The following is a 19167-nucleotide window of genomic DNA, read 5'->3' on the forward strand; positions in this document are numbered from 1 at the left end:
TATTCTAGTAAATATATAAACTTATTTTACCATAAACAATTTATACCATCTAGATTCCCTTAAATGGAGAGTGTTATATAGGGTGTGAAAATCAACTATTTATGAAGCTCCGGACCGATAGTATTTCACTCATAATCGGGATGAAATGCCATCTTGATTATTTGTATTTTTTTCATAAACGACATGAAACTACATATAGCGAAGAGCGCCTAAAGATGTGGTATACTGAAGAGTATGAATGAAAACAAAGAGGAGGTGCCTTGCGAGATGAAGGGCAAGCTAGTGCGGACCGAGGGTCACCTTGCCAATATTATACCGATTCACTTGGATGCTTCTTTCTTTTTTGAAAGAGCTGTCCGCTCGCTGGACCGTAATCATGTCGACAAGGCATTGAAATATTTTCGCAAAGCTGTTGAGTACGAGCCGGAAAATCCGGTGAATCATTGTAATATGGCGGGTATTTTATCAGAAAAGGGAGACTATAAAGCTTCCAATGCCATTCTGGCTCATGTGCTGGATGTGGTTGACCCGTCGATGACGGAATGTTATTTCTATATGGCAAACAATTATGCCAACATGGATCAATTCGAGGAAGCCGAGCGGGCGCTGGTCACCTATTTAGAGGAAGACACGCAGGGGCAGTTCATGACGGAAGCAGAAGAGATGATGGAGCTTTTGTATTATGAGCTGGATCGCCCAGCCAAATTAAATCGAATCAAGTCACGCCAGGGGGTCGTGGAGCACGATCAGGCACGTGAGTTGCTGGAAGAAGGGAAGTTTGCCCAAGCTGCAGAACTGCTCGAAGGCATGTCGCCCGATTATCCGGATTATCTTGCTGCCCGTAACAATCTTGCTCTCGCCTATTATTATATGGGACTGTTCTCCAAAGCAAAAGAGACTATTGCTGAAGTATTGGAACAAGAACCAGGCAATCTGCATGCGCTTTGTAATCTGGCGATCTTTTATCAAAATGAGAATCGGACAGACCAAGTGCTGTTGTTGATTAAAAAACTGCTTGCGATCGTGCCATTCCAGCACGAACAGGTGTACAAGCTCGCTACAACAATGGGGATTTTGGGCCAGCATGACTCGGCCTATATTCATTTCCGCCGTTTGCTCAAGGGTGAAGAGACCGCTACTGATCCGGCACTGGCGCATTACGCGGCAGTAGCAGCGTTCAACACTGAACGGTATGACATCGCAAAGCGGCTGTGGCATCACGTGAACAAGCTTGACCCAGATTCTGAGGTAGCTCGTTATTATTTGGACGGCCTTGAGGCGGTAATTCAAGGTGTGCAGGAGCCGAGTAAGTTAAGCTATCACTACCATCTTCCCTTTGACGAGCAGTTCAAGCAATGGGAGGATTACGGTAATGGCATTCCGGAAGAGATGAAAAATGATCCGTTGATTCGCTCATCGTTCTTCTGGGCTTTACGTCACGGAGATCAGGCAACCAAGCTACAGGTTATTCATGCGCTTGGCATGATTGGTGATTACGAGGTGCAACAGGCCTTGCAATTGTTCATTAATGAACCTGGTGAAGAGACTGCCTTGGTCAAGGCGGCGGAAGCCGTTTTGCATGATCTGCAAAGGGTTGAACATCCTGAATTGAACACTGAAGTTTCTCAACCACTTACCCCGGAGGCGTTAAAGACCATACCTAAGGTGAGTAAGAATGAAGTCATAGGGAATCAACTCGGGAACGAGACATCCTCTCATTGGCAGGCTGTTGTTGATCGTGCGCTCCAGATGTCAGAGGCGAGAGCCGAATTACAGCAAGAGATGGAGCGGATCTGGACAGATTATGTCTCCAGGGTTCGACCGGATCTATCTGGTTCCAAACAGATCGAAGGATGGGCTGCAGGACTGGAGTATCTGGCTTCCAAAAACCGTAGCCGGCCCGTTACGTATCAGAGTATCGCTGAACGTTACGGTATATCCGCATCTACCGTCAGCAAATATGCGAGGCAGCTCAATCAGATCTGTAGCGTAACTCCGCCTAAAGGATAGATTCAGAGATATGGGCTCTGTAAAACGTTGCAATTCAAGCTTGAAGCATAGTTGTCCCTGAGAGAAGGATACATTAACCGGGAAAACGGGTAAACTTAACGAATAGGTCTAAAAATGCCTGTAGATATCATCTTGGCAAGTTATTCGCGACCATTACACATCTGAACCTGATGAAGGAGGCTGTATCTATATGTCTAAATACAGAACGATTGTGATCGGAACCGGACCTGCGGGTCTGACAGCAGCGATATACCTGGCTCGTGCGAATCTGAAACCGCTGGTGATTGAAGGTCTTCAGCCAGGTGGGCAATTGACAACGACTACAGACGTCGAGAACTTCCCGGGTTTCCCGCAAGGTATTATGGGGCCTGAGTTGATGGACAACATGCGTAAGCAAGCAGAACGTTTTGGGGCTGAATTCAAGAATGGCTGGGTGGAAGAGGTTGACTTCAGTAAGCAACCTTTTAAAGTAAGTGTGGGCGGCATTGGTGAATTGGAAGCGGACTCCATCATTATCTCCACAGGCGCTTCGGCTCGTTATCTCGGTATTCCGGGTGAGCAGGAAAACGTAGGACGGGGAGTAAGTACTTGTGCAACATGTGACGGATTTTTCTTCCGCGGCAAAAAGATTGTTGTGGTGGGCGGTGGCGACTCCGCTATGGAAGAAGCGAGCTTTTTGACTCGTTTCGCCACGGACGTTACGCTGGTTCACCGCCGGGATGAGCTACGCGCGTCCAAGATTATGCAGGATCGTGCTCGCAGCAACGAGAAGGTGAAATGGGCTTTGAACCGTACACCGCTTGAAGTTGTGCCTGAAGCATTAGGTGTTAAAGGGTTGAAGGTTCGCAACAATGAAACAGGCCAGGAAGAGTTGCTCGAAGCAGATGGTGTATTCGTTGCCATCGGGCACACGCCAAACACCGGATTCCTTGGTAAGGCTATTGAACTGGATGATCATGGGTATGTTGTGGTTAAACCGGGCACGACGGAAACCAATATTCCTGGTGTGTTTGCTTGCGGTGACGTGCAGGATACAAAATATCGCCAGGCCATTACAGCTGCAGGGTCGGGTTGTATGGCGGCTATGGATTGTGAAAAGTTCCTGGAGGGAAGTATTGTGCACGATTGGAGCGAAACGCTGGATAAGTAATACGCATGACACCCCTATGATTTGGAATAAACTAGCATAAGAGACAACGGGAAGTCTCATGAACTGAGAGAAGCCGGAGGGCTTCTCTTTTTTTGAAACGATGGTGGGCATGATCTCGTATACATAAGGGGTATATTAGCTGTGAGGTGAAGAAGTTGGGGGAAATGATAAAAGATTGGCTTCAGAATGCAACAGTTAGACGGTTTTTGATTCTGCTGTTGTTCTGTTTAATTTTGTTCAGTATGGGGAGTATGCTTCATATGATTCTGCTGTTGTTCCTGGTGACTTACGTCATGAACAGGCTACAGCATCTCATTACAAAAGGTTTGAATCGCTTTTTTCCAATCGACTATAAAGTTGTGGTCATTCTGCTGTATATGATTGTGATTGCCGGAATTGTACTTGGGATATCCAGATATTCACCACGGATTGTGGATCAGGTTGTGCAGTTAACCAACGAGATTATGAAATTTCTCGACACGGCTGACGGTGATAATTTTGCCTCCAAGATCGCTGGTTATCTGCAGTCCTTCGACATTAAAAATTATACCAACGAAGCGCTGAAGTACATTTTTGCTTTTAGTAAATGGCTGGAATTCATCCTGCTGGTTATTATTTTGAGTTTGTTCTTCCTGTTGCAGAAAAAAGAAATCTATAAATTCACGTCCAAGTTCAAAACAAGCAAAATCGGCTGGTTCTATAATGAAGTGGCATACCTTGGCGACAAATTTGTATCTTCTTTTGGTAAAGTCATTGAAGCACAGCTGCTAATTGCCGTATTTAATACGGTGCTCACGATGCTAGGATTGTGGATCTTAGGTTATCCATATCTGTTCGCATTAACGATCATGGTTTTCTTGCTCAGTCTGGTGCCTGTTGCGGGCGTTATGATCTCCCTTGTGCCGCTCTGTCTGATCGGGTATCAAATGGGCGGACTGCAGATGGCCATCATCGTGATCGTTATGATCGTCATTATTCATGCGCTGGAAACATACTTCCTGAATCCGAAGCTCATGGCACACAAGACCAAATTGCCGATGTTCTACACCTTCATCGTGCTGATTTTGTCGCAACATTTCCTTGGAATCTGGGGCTTGATTATTGGTATTCCGATCTTTGTCTTCATGCTGGATATTCTGGATGTGAACAAGATGGAGAAGACTGAGGAACCTGTGCGCGTCGAGTCGAAGTTGTAATTGATTCTTGAGAGTTCCTAAATTGTGCGAAAAAAAGAATAAACGCCTCCAGTGCTTCGCTGGAAGGCGTTTTTTGTTATACCTACACCTGAGGTGATAGGTATCATGGGTGATTGTGTTAACAATGTCATGATCGTCTGATGACCAATGTCATTTTTTATGAATGGAACGAGGGATAATGAAATATCATGAGTTGAGGCTACCCTTTCTATCAGGGAAGGAGGGAGCATGGCGTTTTAATAGATTAAAATCAGGTTGTATACGCATTCAAAAATGGTGTGTGATGTCGTTCACAACCCTGCCAAGGCATGTTGCGCGTGAGGTCTTCTCGTCTTGACCCCGGCGTATCCTTCAATTATAGTTGGTACGTAGGACTTAAACTATTTTAGATAGATAAAGGTGGCTTGCAGCATGTCTGAGAAAATCTACGTTGGGGTCGATCTCGGCGGAACAGCAATCAAGGTCGGTATATGTGATGATCAAGGTCAGCTTATGCATACGTATGAAGGACCGACTGAAGTGGACCAGGGCGTTGACACGGTTATCGCCAACATCGAGAAGTATGTCCGTCATATCGTAGCCGAATCGCCATACAGCTGGGAACAGCTTGAAGGTGTTGGTGCAGGAGTTGCCGGTTTCACGAATGTACGCGAGGGGATTATTGTTCATGCTCCTAACATCGGATTTCGGAATGTAGCCATTCGTTCGGTTCTGGAAGAGCGTCTGGGCAAGCCTGTCAAAATAGATAATGATGCGAACGTTGCTGCTTTGGGTGAAGCTTGGGCAGGAGCCGGCAAGGGCGTAGACAATTGTGTATGCTTCACACTCGGTACAGGCGTTGGCGGTGGTCTCATCCTGGACGGTAAGATCTATCAAGGGTTTTCCGGCATGGCAGGGGAACTGGGCCATATCAGTGTTGTGCCTGATCTGGAAGCGATCAAGTGTGGCTGTGGTAAAATGGGATGTGTAGAGACGGTATCATCCGCAACAGGTATCATTCGTATGGCGAAGGATGCTGTAGAGCGTGGTGATCATACGTCCCTTGCCTTGGTAGACAAAATTGCGGCCAAGGAAGTATTTGATGCGGCCAAAGCCGGCGATGAAGTGGCACTGCGGATTGTAAACCGTGCGGCTTATTATTTGGGCAAATCCATGGCAACCGTAGCAGCTGTACTGAATCCGGAATTATTCATTGTTGGCGGTGGTGTATCGAAGGCAGGCGACTTCTTGTTTGATGAGATTCGTACTGTGTTTGCTCAATTGACTCCAGAGCCGTTGCAACAAGGTGTTCAGATTTTGGAAGCTACACTGGGCAATGATGCAGGTATCGTAGGCGCGGCAGGTCTCCTCTTACGTTCGTAGTACCTTTGTAACACGATATATCCGACATCAATATGATAAGGAGGGGACATTTATGCTTGAAGGTGAAGGCTCACCAGGCACAGGCGCCACGCTCATTATCATTACGGGCATGTCCGGAGCGGGTAAAACGATAGCTGTGCAGAGCTTGGAGGATCTAGGGTTTTTCTGCGTAGATAATTTACCGCCTGTTCTAATTCCTAAATTCGCGGAGTTGATCGAACAGTCGAATGGCAAGATTGGCAAGGTAGCGCTGGTCATCGATCTTCGGGGACGTGAATTTTTCACGGCATTATCCGAGTCTCTAAACTATATCAAGGATCATTTTACGATTCATTGCGAAATTTTATTTTTGGATGCAACCGATTCTGTTCTGGTCCAACGTTATAAAGAGAGTAGACGCAGACATCCGCTTGCTCCGGAAGGGATGCCGCTGGACGGCATCAAGCTGGAACGCAAGATGCTGGAGGAACTTAAAAATTCGGCAACTCAGGTGCTGAATACCAGCACGATGAAGCCTGCTCAATTGAAGGAGCGCATCATCTCGCGGTTCTCTCACTTGGAGAGCCAGATGTTATCCGTGAATATAACGTCCTTCGGATTTAAATACGGTATTCCGATTGATGCGGATCTCGTATTTGATGTTCGTTTTTTACCGAATCCGCATTATATTGATCATTTGCGGCCGAATACAGGACAGAATAGTGAAGTGTACGAATATGTTATGAAATGGCCGGAAACGCAAGCGTTTCTGACCAAGCTGCTGGATATGCTGCATTTTCTGATTCCGCAATACCGGAAGGAAGGCAAAAGCCAGGTTATTATTGGAATCGGCTGTACCGGAGGCAAGCATCGTTCGGTAGCAATATCGGAATATTTGGGCAAAATGCTCGGAAGCAGTGAGACTGAAGCTGTTACCGTAAGCCACCGCGACGCTGACCGGGACCGTCATTGAAGAGGGTGAAGGGATGAAAGAGGCCGGACCACGGAGAGAACGTCCGAGAATCGTTGTTATGGGCGGCGGAACCGGATTATCTGTGATGTTACGCGGTTTAAAAGAGAAACCGATGGATATCACGGCCATTGTTACGGTTGCCGATGACGGTGGGAGTTCAGGGATCCTGCGCAGTGAGTTGCAAATGCCGCCTCCAGGAGACATTCGTAACGTGCTCACCGCGCTGGCAGATGTTGAGCCACTGCTTTCGGACATGTTAAAGTATCGTTTCAATACAGGTGCGGGGCTTGCAGGCCACAGCCTGGGCAATTTGATATTGGCTGCAATGACGGATATATCAGGCGACTTTGTGACCGCTGTGCGGGAGCTTAGCCGCGTGTTTGCCGTTAGGGGTCAGGTGCTTCCGGCAGCGGGTCAAGCTGTTGTGCTGCATGCTGAGATGGAGGATGGATCAATTATTACTGGCGAGTCCAAAATCCCTGAGGCAGGCGGGCGCATTAAACGTGTCTTTCTTGAACCGGATCACGTGGAGCCGTTGCCAGAAGCTGTCGAGGCTATACGCCAAGCAGATGCGATTCTGATTGGCCCGGGTAGTCTATATACGAGTATCCTTCCTAATCTGCTTGTGCCCAAACTGGCAGAGGCTGTCGTTGAAACGGATGCGGTGAAGATGTTTATTTGTAACGTAATGACACAGCCGGGAGAGACCGACAATTATACAGTGAGTGATCATCTTAAGGCAGTGCATGAGCATATTGGTCACCAGCTCTTTGACTACGTGATCGTGAACAATGGTGACATTCCACTACAAGTACAGAATAAGTATGCGGAAAAAGGAGCAAAACCGGTTGTTCTTGATATGAATGTGCTGAAAAGTTCAGGTTATCAGGTTGTCGCAGATACGCTGGTTTTGTTCAAAACCTATCTGCGCCATGATGCCGACAAGCTCAGCCATCATATTTACCAGCTGGTTCAAAATTGGATGTTACGGAAGAGGTGAAGTCCCATGTCATTTGCAGCACAGACCAAAAAAGAATTAACGATGATTGAAAGCGAAGCGTGCTGCGAACAGGCGGAACTTTCAGCCCTCATCCGTATGCTTGGTGCAGTGCAGTTATCGAATAAAAAAGTCATCTTGGATATTTCGACAGAGAATGCTGCGATCGCAAGAAGGGCATACTCTCTGCTTAAAAAGCATTTTCAAGTGCATACGGAATTGTTGGTTCGCAAAAAAATGCGGCTGAAGAAGAACAATGTGTACATTGTTCGTGTTCCGTCTATGGTTCAGGAGATTCTAAAGGAGTTGCATATCGTCTCCGAAGGGTTCCTGTTTACTCCTGGCATTAATGAAGAGTTACTGGAGAAGAATTGTTGTAAGCGAGCTTATCTTCGTGGTGCATTTCTGGCAGGTGGTTCCGTAAATAACCCGGAGGGCTCCTCATATCATCTGGAGATTGCGTCCATGTATGAAGAGCATTGTCAGGCACTGGTGGATCTGGCCAATGAATTTCATCTTAATGCCCGGTGTATAGAAAGGAAAAAAGGATTCATCCTATACATTAAGGAAGGCGAGAAAATCATTGAGTTGCTTAGCATCATCGGTGCTCACCAGGCCTTGTTCAAGTTTGAAGACGTTCGAATTATGCGGGACATGCGTAACTCGGTGAATCGAATTGTCAATTGTGAGACAGCTAATCTAAACAAAACGATTGGAGCAGCGGTTAGACAAATCGACAATATCCGTTTACTGCAAAAGGAAGTGGGTCTGGAATCTCTTCCGGATAAGCTACGTGAAGTAGCGGAGGTGAGGCTTGCTCATCCCGACATCAATCTGAAGGAAGTAGGCGAATTGCTAAAAGGTACGGTGAGCAAATCGGGTGTGAACCATCGACTTCGGAAGATTGATGAGCTTGCTGAGAAAGTGCGCGCGGAACGTTATAGTTGAAGGTTAAAATGAATCATTTAGGTTTAAGGTATGTTATGACCTTACCAAGTCGTGATGGGTTACTCGTGCGGGTAAAGGAGAGGCTTCGGTTCTGGATTTTTGCCTGAGCTCAAGGGTTAAGTTTTTTCTTCTAGTGTCCTGCACGGGTTAATGGTATAATGTTGTATAAATATAATTGTGTATTTAATGTCCAGATTTCATAATAGGGGGTAAGTTTCTATGACAAAGCACCCGGTAGTTGTCCGTTTGAAAACGGGTCTCCATGCCAGACCTGCAGCACTGTTCGTTCAGGAAGCGAATAAGTACTCATCTGAAGTGTTCGTCGAGAAGGACGATAAAAAAGTAAACGCTAAAAGTATCATGGGAATCATGAGCCTTGCGATCAGTACAGGTACAGAAATCCATATTAGTGCTGAAGGCGCGGATGCGGATCAGGCTGTAAACGCTTTAGTTAGTCTGGTGAGCAAGGAAGAGCTTGAGAACCAATAAGCTTCATGAACTCAATTCAATCTATGAAGAAGTCCCGCAAGGGGCTTTTTTGCGTTTTATATAAATTTTATTAACCGTGCCCGTCAAGTGCAACATTATGGAATTTGTCCCGTCTGTTAAGGTATCAAATCGCTTCAAGTTTGAGAAGTTAACATATGAGGAGGTTATTCGTAATGGGTAAACAATGGATGAAACCGTTTGGTGCAGTGCTGGTGGCAAGTTCGCTCCTGGTCGGAGGAACGGCTTATGTAGCTCCAGGAAACTATGCTTATGCTGCCGAAGTTCAGGGCGTACAGCAAAATGTAATCAATGTCGTAGGTAAAGGTGAAATTCAAGTGAAACCGGATATTGCCTATCTGTCCATCGGGGTGAACAGTACTGCCGATACTGCGGCTTCAGCCCAGAAGGCAAATGCCGCTAAGATTCAAAAGGTTACTAATTTGCTTAAAAACACATGGAAGATCAGTACGGATGATATTCAAACCAGTCAATTCTACGTGCAACCAAACTACACGTATAGTGAAAAGGATGGACAGAAAATTAAAGGCTACACAGCACATCATACACTGACGGTGACATACCGCGATATGGACAAGATTGGTGAATTGCTGGATGCCGCATCCCAAGCAGGTGCCAACAACATCGAAAATGTACGCTTCACAGTAGAGAATCCGGAGAAATATGAATCCGAAGTGATTGCTAAGGCAGTAGCTAATGCAGATGTGAAGGCAGGAGCAATTGCTAAAGCAGTTAAACGTCAGCTGGGTACGGTTCTTTCGGTAAGTCAGCCGGATGCTAATGTTCCTGTGTTCTATGCATCAGAGTCTTTGATGTCGAAAGCTGCAAGTGATTCAAACGCAGGTACACAGATCGAAGCAGGTCAAGTTAAAGTGAGCACCGTTCTTAATATTACGTATGAGATGAAATAAGGAATGCTACATCAATACGAGCTAAAATGATTAAATATTAAACATTTAAAATAATGACAAAAACACTGTCTTATCAGGCAGTGTTTTTTTGTTGCACATGTGGGCTTTGAGGAAGTGAGGGATAGAAATTACTTATATGGTCTGTTGAAGTACAGCGCGAATAATGTCGTTTTTGTATCGTTTTTCATGACAAAACGTTCATTTTCTGTTGTTTTTCCCTTGTGATTTTCATCAAGATTGTAACTGGAGCTGTAAACCATTCCGAAAACGGGTTAATTATAATTAAGAGGTGAGCGTATGGCATGTGTAGTAACGTTCGTGATTACATACGCATTGAACCTGATGGTAAATAAAAGAGAGGAGTTTTATAGATGAAAACATGGAAAAAATGGACGAGTGCATTATTGGCGGCAGGTGTAATTATGGGGGGGAGCACAGCGTGGATGGATCAATCGGTTCAAGCTGCATCCGTATCTTCCAAAGTAACGGCACCGGCTGAAGTAACGTTGAAATCAGGCGGTAAAACTCTCACGCAAAAAGGCCTACTTCAAGGTGGATCTACATGGGTGTCGCTGACAGCGGTCAAGGATGTAGCGGGCGGTACATTGAAATATGATGCAAAAACGAAGTCGTATACCGTAACTGCGGCGAACAATGCAATGACTGTTAGTTTGATGGATGGACAGCCAAACGTGTATATTAACGGTTTTTATCCTCAAGTGGAGGCAAAATTGATCCAGGGTCGTTTGTACATCCCGTTCTCTGCAATGAGAGATTATTTGGGTGTACAGGGCAGCTGGGATGCCAAAACTAAAACGCTGACCCTGAGCAAAGTAAAAAAAAATAACGTACAGGTGAAATCAACTAAAGCCAACGTGACCGTGAAAAACGCTGAGGTGGATGTGCAGTATCCTCAAGTAAGTGGACTAGCGAGCAAAGAGGCAGAAGCCACGATTAACAAAGTGCTCAAAGATGAAGTAGACACAGCTGTTGCTGCGTTCAAAAAACAAACGTCTGAATTCGGTGGAGCAACCGCAAACCGTCCATATGCTTTCGAAACGTCTTATGTGGTAACGTACAATGAGAATGGTGTGCTGGGTCTGATTACTCAACGTTATGAAGACTATGCAGGAGCACATGGCATGACGTATCGGACGGGTCACACATTTGCACTCGATACAGGTAAAGAGCTGACACTGGATGATGTGTTGCAAAACAGCAAATCCATGCGTGAAACGGTCAGCAAAAAGGTTGGTGAGCAACTGAAAGCGAACACGGGATACTTGAGCGGCTACAAAGGGCTGAACAAAGACCAGGACTTTTACGTGACGCCAACAGGCGCTGTTGTGTTCTTCCAGTTGTATGAGTACACAGCGTATGCAGAGGGCTTCCCTGAATTCAAGTTCACTTACAAGGGAATTTTGCCTAAAGGAACCACACCATTCAGCAACATAGCTTCTGAGAAGTAAGTTCGGTTCAGGGTAGATGAAATCATACATTAAATTCAAGTCAAGAGCACTTATGCCGTTTATTCGTGAAAAATAATAAACCAGAAGCCTCCGTCAAAGTAAGAATGACGGGGCTTCTGGTTTATGCAGGCAAGACACCCTACCGCCGGGTGTTGATATTGCCTGTTTGCAACTAAAAAGCGCAGGGCGTGCTCACCTAGATTCAGGTGATGCCCGCCCTGCGCTTATTTACGTTGTCTCCAAGGTTAAGCTTAGATCCCTTGGGAGCCTACGTTTTGGATTACTTTATCGATGATACCGTAATCGGCTGCTTCAGCAGCACTCATGAAGTAATCACGATCTGTATCTTTTTCGATACGCTCCAGTGGTTGACCTGTGCGCTCGGAGATGATGCGATTCAAGGTATCACGCATTTTGAGAATGCGGCGTGCACGGATTTCGATGTCCGACGCTTGACCTTGTGCGCCACCAAGAGGCTGGTGAATCATAATTTCACTGTTCGGCAACGCAAAACGTTTGCCTTTTGCACCGGCATTCAGCAAGAATGCACCCATGGAAGCCGCCATACCTACGCAGATCGTAGATACATCCGGTTTAATGAACTGCATTGTATCGTAAATTGCCATCCCCGCTGTGATCGATCCGCCTGGGCTGTTGATGTATAAGTGAATGTCTTTCTCCGGATCTTCCGCTGCCAGGAACAACATCTGTGCCATGATGGCATTCGCAACAACGTCATTCACGTCGCTGCCAAGGAAAATGATACGATCCTTCAGCAATCTGGAATAAATATCATAGGCGCGCTCACCCCGGTTGCTCTGTTCAACGACCATTGGAATATAACTCACGTGAAAAACCTCCTCGGAAATGTAAATGTTAAATGGGTGTTTATATTTAAACTGTTACCGTATTAACCACATCATAAACAATCTCAAACAAAAAGTCAAAGAAAGTCAAACTAAGTTTGAAAAAAAAGAAACCTTTCCGGTTTCGTTGGTTAAATGCATTATGAGCTGTTAAAAATGTAGTGGCGCGCCCGCCAAGAATCGAACTTGGATCTCAGGCTTCGGAGGCCTACGTCATATCCATTGGACCACGGGCGCAAATTATGTGACAGCAATAATGATTATAGCTTATGCACCGGTGAATTGCAAGCAGTTGCTTAGTATGAACATAGTGTAGTTTTCCTTAGTGCGAAAGGCATCACGTTCCTCCATGAAAGATTCGATCTATTCCGCAGGTGGTTTGAATTGATTCGGAAATGATCATGATGAATAAGAATGGATAAAGCTTGAATTTCGGTACATGCTATTAGAGGTTTTGGACATGCCCTATAAAAATGAAACATAGCAAGATATAGATGTTATGTTCGGGCTTCTTCTATATATGGTGTGAGATCCTCGCTTTCTTATCTCGATGTGTAGAGGTTGTGAAAATAGGCGCGTAAAAACGCCTGCGAACCTGTCGAAATAGGCAATCGAAACACTTGCATCTCGCGTCAGTTTTAGGTAGAATGAACGTGGGACTTAAAAAGTTAACCCGGGACATTTTAAGGCCATGCAGAAAGCTTGGAACATGAAGCTTGCGGGAGTGGAAAGCATGCGAACGATCTTGGAAGTGCAAAAGCAGCTTCTGCCCGATCTCATGGATGTCTTGAAGAAACGCTATACGATTTTGCACCAGATCATGTTATCGGATGTGATTGGGCGGAGAACGTTAGCCAATTCCATGCAGATGACCGAGCGGGTTCTGAGAGCTGAGACCGATCTGTTAAAGGCTCAGGGACTTATCGAAATTGACAGCGCGGGGATGAAGATCAGCGAGGCGGGTTATAATCTGCTGCAGCAGTTAGAACCTGTCGCGAAAGAGCTGTTTGGATTATCCGAGCTGGAAGAGCGAATCAAGCAAGCCTACGGTCTGCAAAAGGTAGTTGTGGTTCCCGGCGATTCGGACGTATCTCCTTTTGCCAAGAGGGAACTTGGAAGAGCCGGAGCGAAGGCTCTCGGCAGTATTATGAATGACAACGACGTTGTCGCCGTTACAGGCGGATCAACAACGGCAGGTGTTGCAGAACAACTCACACCGCCTACTTCGCTGAAGGGTGTCTGGTTTGTGCCAGCACGAGGCGGATTGGGAGAAAGCCTGGAAATACAGGCGAATACGATTGCATCCACAATGGCAAAGCGGGCAGGGGCTCAGTACAAACTCCTGCATGTACCGGATTTGCTTAGTGACCATGCCTATGAATCGCTGATCCAGGATCCGGGTGTTCAGGAGATTTTACAGCTAATCAGGCAATCACGCATCGTCATTCATGGCATTGGTGATGCTGTGGAGATGGCGAAGAGACGCAAGCTTGCACCGGAGATCATCGACGAACTTCAGGAGCAGGGGGCCGTATCGGAGTCCTTCGGGTATTACTTCAATGATCAGGGTGAGGTGGTACATACCATGCTTACACTGGGTATGCGGCTTCAGGATATCGAACGCACCGATGTGGTCATCGGTATTGCGGGCGGCAAAAGCAAGGCAGCTGCCATTCATTCCGTACTGCGGTTTGGGCAGGAGGATATTCTGATTATTGATGAGGCTGCGGCCGAAGTTATCGTCGCTGACATGGAAAACATCTAAATTTTCAGAGATGAATGGTTTTATTTTCAACATCACTCTTGTTGTCTTGACGGACTTCACCGTCTGTCTTGAATATATAGTTTCATAAAAAACTAATCAAAACTTGGGAGGAACTTACTCATGATTAAAGTAGGTATTAACGGTTTTGGACGTATTGGTCGTTTGGCATTCCGCCGTATTCAAAATGTAGAGGGCATTGAAGTTGTAGCAATCAACGACTTGACTGACGCTAAAATGCTGGCTCATTTGCTCAAATATGATACAACTCAAGGTCGCTTCGATGGCGATGTTGAAGTACATGATGGTTTCTTCAAAGTGAACGGCAAAGAAGTTAAAGTTATCGCTAACCGCAACCCTGAAGAACTGCCTTGGGGAGACCTGGGTGTAGATATCGTTCTGGAATGTACTGGTTTCTTCACAACGAAAGAAGCTGCTGAGAAACACTTGAAAGGTGGAGCTAAGAAAGTTGTTATCTCCGCACCAGCTACTGGCGACATGAAAACCATCGTTTACAACGTAAACCATGACATCCTTGATGGTACTGAAACTGTAATTTCCGGCGCATCTTGCACAACAAACTGCCTGGCTCCTATGGCAAAAACACTGCAAGACAAATTCGGAATCGTTCAAGGTTTGATGACTACAATTCACGCTTACACTGGCGACCAAAACACATTGGATGCTCCACACCCTAAAGGTGACTTCCGTCGTGCTCGCGCAGCAGCTGAAAACATCATCCCTAACACAACTGGTGCTGCTAAAGCAATCGGTCTGGTTATCCCTGAACTGCAAGGTAAATTGGATGGTGCAGCACAACGCGTACCAACACCAACAGGTTCCCTGACTGAGCTGGTAACTGTTCTGGGCAAAAAAGTAACAGCTGAAGAAGTTAACGCAGCAATGAAAGAAGCTTCCGATCCACAAACTTTCGGATACACAGAAGACGAAATCGTATCTTCCGACATCGTGGGTATCACTTACGGTTCCTTGTTCGATGCAACTCAAACTAAAGTACTGACAGTGGGCGACCAACAATTGGTTAAAACTGTAGCTTGGTATGACAATGAAATGTCCTACACAGCTCAATTGGTTCGCACATTGGAGCACTTTGCAAAAATGATCAAGTAATATCTGTAATAACATAGAGCGGAAACAGATTGTTATTGTTTCCGCTCTTTATATATGGATATTTAGTTAATTTCTCATGAACACCAGAACTGACAAGGGATTCAGCTCTTGAAAGGTTCACCAAATACATGGGTGCGGAGGAAATAGAGATGAACAAAAAAAGTGTACGTGATATCGAATTGAATGGAAAACGGGTATTCGTGCGTGTAGATTTCAATGTGCCGCTCGAAGATGGTAAAATTACAGATGACAAACGTATTCGTGCAACACTGCCTACGATCAACTTCCTGATCGAAAAAGGTGCGAAAGTGATCTTGGCGAGCCACATGGGACGTCCAAAAGGTGAAGTTGTAGAATCCATGCGTTTGACACCAGCAGCTGAGCGTTTGTCTGAATTGCTGGGTAAACCGGTTACTAAAGCGGATGATTCCGTGGGCGAAGCGGTTAAAGCTCAAATCGCGGCAATGAACGATGGCGACGTATTGTTGCTTGAGAACGTTCGTTTCCACGCGGGCGAAGAGAAAAACGATCCGGAACTGGCAAAACAATTTGCTGAACTCGCTGACGTATTCGTTAACGATGCATTTGGCGCAGCTCACAGAGCACATGCTTCGACCGAAGGAATCGCTCACTTGCTTCCAGCAGTGTCCGGTTTGTTGATGGAAAAAGAGCTTGAAGTGTTGGGTAAAGCCATCTCCAACCCTGAGCGTCCTTTCACAGCAATCATCGGTGGTTCCAAAGTAAAAGACAAAATCGATGTGATCGACAACCTGCTCAACATTGCAGACAACGTAATCATCGGTGGTGGTCTGTCTTACACATTCATGAAAGCTCAGGGCCACGAAGTAGGTCAATCCTTGCTGGATGAGTCCAAACTGGATGTAGCACTTGGCTTTATCGAAAAAGCAAAAAAACTGGGCAAAAACTTCTACCTGCCAGTGGATATCGTAATCTCTGACGACTTTAGTGCAGACGCAAACACAAAAATCGTTGAAGTTGGCGACATTCCTGCAGATTGGGAAGGTATCGACATCGGTCCTAAAACACGTGAGATCTATGCTGACGTTGTTAAAAACTCCAAACTGGTTGTGTGGAACGGACCTATGGGCGTATTCGAAATTGAGCCATTCTCTCACGGTACTCGTGCAGTAGCAGAAGCTTGTGCTACAACATCTGCTTACACAGTAATCGGCGGCGGCGACTCTGCAGCAGCAGCTGAGAAGTTCAAATTGGCTGACAAAATGGACCACATCTCCACAGGTGGCGGTGCATCGCTCGAGTTCATGGAAGGCAAAGTGCTTCCAGGCGTAGTTGCATTGAACGACAAGTAAGCTTTAAGCTATAGCATGAAGGAGTTGAAACCAATGAGAACACCAATTATCGCGGGTAACTGGAAAATGTTCAAAACGGTTTCCGAATCCAATGACTTCATTCAGGAAGTTAAAGGAAAAGCGGAAGTCGCAGGCGTAGAAACGGTAATCTGCGCACCTTTTACAAACCTGCCATCCCTGGTAGAAGCTGTGAAAGGCACTAACATCAAAATCGGTGCACAAAATCTTCACTTCGAAGACAACGGTGCATTCACTGGTGAAATCAGCGGTGTGATGCTGAAAGAACTGGGTGTAGATTACGTGATTATCGGTCACTCGGAGCGCCGTCAATATTTTGCGGAAACCGATGAGACTGTCAATAAAAAGTTGCATGCAGCATTCCGTCATGGATTGACTCCAATCTTCTGCCTTGGTGAAACGCTTGAAGAGCGCGAAGCAAACCAAACAAAAGATGTATGCAAAGTACAAACTGAAGCTGCTCTGGCTGATCTGACTGCTGAGCAAGCAGCTCAAGTGGTTATCGCTTATGAGCCTATCTGGGCGATTGGTACAGGCAAATCCTCTACATCCCAAGATGCGAATGAAGTTATTGCTTACATCCGTACATTGGTGAAGGATCTGTACAATGAGCAGGTTGCAGATGCGGTCCGTATCCAATACGGCGGTAGCGTGAAACCGGAAAACGTAACAGAATACCTCGGACAAAGCGACATCGACGGCGCACTTGTTGGCGGTGCCAGCTTGCAACCGGCTTCGTTCATCGCGCTTGTTGAGGGGGCGAAGTAAGATGACAGCTCCAAAACCTGTAGCACTGATCATTATGGATGGCTTCGGTCTGCGTAACACGGTGGAAGGCAATGCGGTAGCGCAAGCCAAAAAACCGAACTATGACCGTTTTATGAGCCAGTTCCCACACACAACGTTGACTGCATGCGGTGAGGCTGTAGGTTTGCCGGAAGGCCAGATGGGGAACTCCGAAGTAGGTCACCTGAACATTGGTGCCGGCCGGATCGTATATCAGGATTTGACCCGTATCTCCAAATCGATTCGTGACGGCGAGTTCTACGACAATGAAACACTTGTCAAAGCGGTGCGCGAAGCGAAACAGAACGGTAAAAAGCTTCATCTCTACGGCTTGTTGTCCGATGGTGGCGTACATAGTCACATCGACCACTTGTTCGCGATGCTGGATCTGGCTAAAAAAGAAGAAATGAATGAAGTATACATTCATGCCTTCCTGGATGGCCGTGATGTTATGCCGGATAGCGGTAAAGAATTCATGCAGAAGCTGATCGCCAAGATTGATGAAGTGGGTGTAGGTAAAATCGCAACGGTTCAAGGCCGCTACTATGCTATGGACCGTGACAAACGTTGGGAGCGTGTAGAGAAATCCTACCGCGCTATCGTTTATGGGGATGGACCGAAATACACTGATCCACTCAAAGCGGTTGAGGAATCGTATGAGAAATCCGTATTTGACGAGTTCGTTGAACCAACGGTTATCGTTCAAGCGGATGGTGAGCCGGTAGGTCTGGTAGAGAGCGGCGATTCCGTCATCTTCCTGAACTTCCGTCCTGACCGTGCAATCCAGTTGTCGCAAGTATTCACGAACTCCGATTTCCGCGGTTTCGATCGTGGGCCGAAGTTCCCTGTAGGCTTGCACTTTGTGTGCCTGACGTTGTTCAGCGAGACGGTCGAAGGTTATGTAGCTTACGAGCCGAAGAACCTCGACAATACGCTGGGTGAAGTGCTGGTACAGAACAATAAAAAACAACTGCGTATTGCTGAAACGGAGAAATACCCGCACGTAACCTTCTTCTTCAGCGGTGGCCGTGACGTAGAGCTTCCAGGCGAAACTCGCGTGCTGATCAACTCGCCTAAAGTTGCAACATATGACTTGCAGCCAGAGATGAGTGCTTACGAAGTTGCGGATGCAGCAGTCCGTGAGATTGAAGCGGATAAACACGATGCGATTATCCTGAACTTTGCTAACCCTGACATGGTTGGACACTCCGGTATGCTGGAGCCAACGATCAAAGCGGTTGAAGTGACGGATGAGTGCATGGGTCGCGTTGTAGACGCGGTACTTGCCAAAGGCGGCGTAGTATTGATCACAGCGGATCATGGTAACGCGGATATGGTGTTTGATGAGCAAGGACGTCCGTTCACAGCTCACACAACGAACCCGGTTCCATTTATCGTGACAGATCCAAATGTAACGTTGCGTGAAGGCGGAATTTTGGCCGATATCGCGCCAACCATTCTTGACCTGATGCAATTGCCACAACCGGCAGAAATGACGGGAACATCCGTTATTGCTACCCGTAAATAAGTTGCACAGCCAACATATATGAAATTGGGAAGTTTGGCGTTTACCCCTGAACGAAGGCAGCAGAAATGGTCTGAAGAAGCGTAGCGTTCGCCTTTATCACAGGATTCCAACTTATGAGAATAAGTTCTATAGGAATCCGGGGATAACAGCGATCGTAAGACGATTCTGCTGACGTAGTGGATAAGGGGAAACACAAGTGGTCCTAATTTTTAATAAATTCAAAATTAAAGGAGATTATCACTC

Annotated in this window: 16 protein-coding genes and 1 tRNA gene; 15 read left to right on the top strand and 2 right to left on the bottom strand. The window is 46.2% G+C overall.

What is annotated here, in order from left to right; all coding sequences use genetic code 11:
- Positions 1 to 267 precede the first annotated feature (267 nt).
- The 10 genes from FS818_RS25475 (at position 268) to FS818_RS25520 (ending at position 11502) form a co-directional block, all read left to right on the top strand.
- Positions 268 to 2010, top strand: a complete 1743-nt coding sequence (locus FS818_RS25475) for a tetratricopeptide repeat protein (protein ID WP_145335922.1) — start codon at positions 268 to 270, stop codon at positions 2008 to 2010.
- Positions 2011 to 2200: 190 nt separating this feature from the next.
- Positions 2201 to 3160, top strand: a complete 960-nt coding sequence (gene trxB / locus FS818_RS25480) for a thioredoxin-disulfide reductase (RefSeq protein WP_145335924.1) — start codon at positions 2201 to 2203, stop codon at positions 3158 to 3160.
- Between the two features lie 164 nt (positions 3161 to 3324).
- Positions 3325 to 4356 carry an AI-2E family transporter gene (locus FS818_RS25485; protein WP_145335926.1) on the top strand — a complete coding sequence of 344 codons (1032 nt, stop codon included), beginning with the start codon at positions 3325 to 3327 and terminating at the stop codon, positions 4354 to 4356.
- 411 nt (positions 4357 to 4767) lie between these two features.
- Positions 4768 to 5718: an ROK family glucokinase gene (locus FS818_RS25490; protein WP_145335928.1), complete on the top strand. Its 951-nt coding sequence runs from the start codon at positions 4768 to 4770 to the stop codon at positions 5716 to 5718.
- A gap of 52 nt (positions 5719 to 5770) precedes the next feature.
- Positions 5771 to 6670, top strand: coding sequence for an RNase adapter RapZ (gene rapZ / locus FS818_RS25495; RefSeq protein WP_110898832.1), 900 nt, complete (start codon positions 5771 to 5773; stop codon positions 6668 to 6670).
- Between the two features lie 13 nt (positions 6671 to 6683).
- Positions 6684 to 7670, top strand: coding sequence for a gluconeogenesis factor YvcK family protein (locus FS818_RS25500; RefSeq protein ID WP_145335930.1), 987 nt, complete (start codon positions 6684 to 6686; stop codon positions 7668 to 7670).
- A gap of 6 nt (positions 7671 to 7676) precedes the next feature.
- Positions 7677 to 8615 (top strand): DNA-binding protein WhiA, encoded by a 939-nt coding sequence (gene whiA, locus FS818_RS25505; protein WP_145335933.1) that lies wholly within the window; start codon positions 7677 to 7679, stop codon positions 8613 to 8615.
- Between the two features lie 219 nt (positions 8616 to 8834).
- On the top strand, positions 8835 to 9104 hold the full coding sequence (locus tag FS818_RS25510; RefSeq protein WP_090924792.1) for an HPr family phosphocarrier protein: 270 nt from the start codon (positions 8835 to 8837) through the stop codon (positions 9102 to 9104).
- Between the two features lie 173 nt (positions 9105 to 9277).
- On the top strand, positions 9278 to 10033 hold the full coding sequence (locus tag FS818_RS25515) for an SIMPL domain-containing protein (protein ID WP_145335935.1): 756 nt from the start codon (positions 9278 to 9280) through the stop codon (positions 10031 to 10033).
- A gap of 371 nt (positions 10034 to 10404) precedes the next feature.
- Positions 10405 to 11502, top strand: a complete 1098-nt coding sequence (locus tag FS818_RS25520) for a stalk domain-containing protein (protein WP_145335937.1) — start codon at positions 10405 to 10407, stop codon at positions 11500 to 11502.
- A gap of 251 nt (positions 11503 to 11753) precedes the next feature.
- Here FS818_RS25520 and clpP read toward each other — a convergent pair whose 3' ends face one another.
- Together clpP and FS818_RS25530 are read right to left on the bottom strand one after the other, a co-directional pair.
- Positions 11754 to 12350: an ATP-dependent Clp endopeptidase proteolytic subunit ClpP gene (clpP, locus tag FS818_RS25525; protein WP_090924795.1), complete on the bottom strand. Its 597-nt coding sequence runs from the start codon at positions 12348 to 12350 to the stop codon at positions 11754 to 11756.
- Positions 12351 to 12530: 180 nt separating this feature from the next.
- Positions 12531 to 12605 (bottom strand) — tRNA-Arg (locus tag FS818_RS25530).
- Positions 12606 to 13101: 496 nt separating this feature from the next.
- Here FS818_RS25530 and FS818_RS25535 point away from each other — a divergent pair.
- From FS818_RS25535 to gpmI, 5 genes are all read left to right on the top strand, one after another.
- Positions 13102 to 14133 carry a sugar-binding transcriptional regulator gene (locus FS818_RS25535; protein WP_145335939.1) on the top strand — a complete coding sequence of 344 codons (1032 nt, stop codon included), beginning with the start codon at positions 13102 to 13104 and terminating at the stop codon, positions 14131 to 14133.
- 120 nt (positions 14134 to 14253) lie between these two features.
- The gene (gap, locus tag FS818_RS25540) at positions 14254 to 15261 is read left to right on the top strand and encodes a type I glyceraldehyde-3-phosphate dehydrogenase (protein WP_145335941.1); all 1008 of its coding nucleotides are present in this window, start codon (positions 14254 to 14256) and stop codon (positions 15259 to 15261) included.
- 149 nt (positions 15262 to 15410) lie between these two features.
- Positions 15411 to 16592 (top strand): phosphoglycerate kinase, encoded by a 1182-nt coding sequence (locus FS818_RS25545; RefSeq protein ID WP_145335943.1) that lies wholly within the window; start codon positions 15411 to 15413, stop codon positions 16590 to 16592.
- Between the two features lie 33 nt (positions 16593 to 16625).
- Positions 16626 to 17378, top strand: a complete 753-nt coding sequence (gene tpiA / locus FS818_RS25550; RefSeq protein ID WP_145335945.1) for a triose-phosphate isomerase — start codon at positions 16626 to 16628, stop codon at positions 17376 to 17378.
- Position 17379: 1 nt separating this feature from the next.
- On the top strand, positions 17380 to 18924 hold the full coding sequence (gene gpmI, locus FS818_RS25555) for a 2,3-bisphosphoglycerate-independent phosphoglycerate mutase (RefSeq protein ID WP_145335948.1): 1545 nt from the start codon (positions 17380 to 17382) through the stop codon (positions 18922 to 18924).
- The last annotated feature ends 243 nt before the right edge of the window (positions 18925 to 19167 follow it).

Source organism: Paenibacillus xylanexedens (assembly GCF_007680605.1).
In the GTDB taxonomy this organism is placed as follows: Bacteria; Bacillota; Bacilli; order Paenibacillales; family Paenibacillaceae; genus Paenibacillus; species Paenibacillus xylanexedens_B.

Bases quoted from the DNA above. Each gene is read 5' to 3' on its own strand.
- FS818_RS25520 (WP_145335937.1), top strand. From the start codon at position 10,405: ATGAAAACATGGAAAAAATGGACGAGTGCATTATTGGCGGCAGGTGTA.
- FS818_RS25515 (WP_145335935.1), top strand. From the start codon at position 9,278: ATGGGTAAACAATGGATGAAACCGTTTGGTGCAGTGCTGGTGGCAAGT.
- FS818_RS25545 (WP_145335943.1), top strand. From the start codon at position 15,411: ATGAACAAAAAAAGTGTACGTGATATCGAATTGAATGGAAAACGGGTA.
- tpiA (WP_145335945.1), top strand. From the start codon at position 16,626: ATGAGAACACCAATTATCGCGGGTAACTGGAAAATGTTCAAAACGGTT.
- whiA (WP_145335933.1), top strand. From the start codon at position 7,677: ATGTCATTTGCAGCACAGACCAAAAAAGAATTAACGATGATTGAAAGC.
- gap (WP_145335941.1), top strand. From the start codon at position 14,254: ATGATTAAAGTAGGTATTAACGGTTTTGGACGTATTGGTCGTTTGGCA.
- FS818_RS25485 (WP_145335926.1), top strand. From the start codon at position 3,325: ATGATAAAAGATTGGCTTCAGAATGCAACAGTTAGACGGTTTTTGATT.
- FS818_RS25490 (WP_145335928.1), top strand. From the start codon at position 4,768: ATGTCTGAGAAAATCTACGTTGGGGTCGATCTCGGCGGAACAGCAATC.
- rapZ (WP_110898832.1), top strand. From the start codon at position 5,771: ATGCTTGAAGGTGAAGGCTCACCAGGCACAGGCGCCACGCTCATTATC.
- FS818_RS25500 (WP_145335930.1), top strand. From the start codon at position 6,684: ATGAAAGAGGCCGGACCACGGAGAGAACGTCCGAGAATCGTTGTTATG.
- FS818_RS25510 (WP_090924792.1), top strand. From the start codon at position 8,835: ATGACAAAGCACCCGGTAGTTGTCCGTTTGAAAACGGGTCTCCATGCC.
- trxB (WP_145335924.1), top strand. From the start codon at position 2,201: ATGTCTAAATACAGAACGATTGTGATCGGAACCGGACCTGCGGGTCTG.
- gpmI (WP_145335948.1), top strand. From the start codon at position 17,380: ATGACAGCTCCAAAACCTGTAGCACTGATCATTATGGATGGCTTCGGT.
- FS818_RS25475 (WP_145335922.1), top strand. From the start codon at position 268: ATGAAGGGCAAGCTAGTGCGGACCGAGGGTCACCTTGCCAATATTATA.
- FS818_RS25535 (WP_145335939.1), top strand. From the start codon at position 13,102: ATGCGAACGATCTTGGAAGTGCAAAAGCAGCTTCTGCCCGATCTCATG.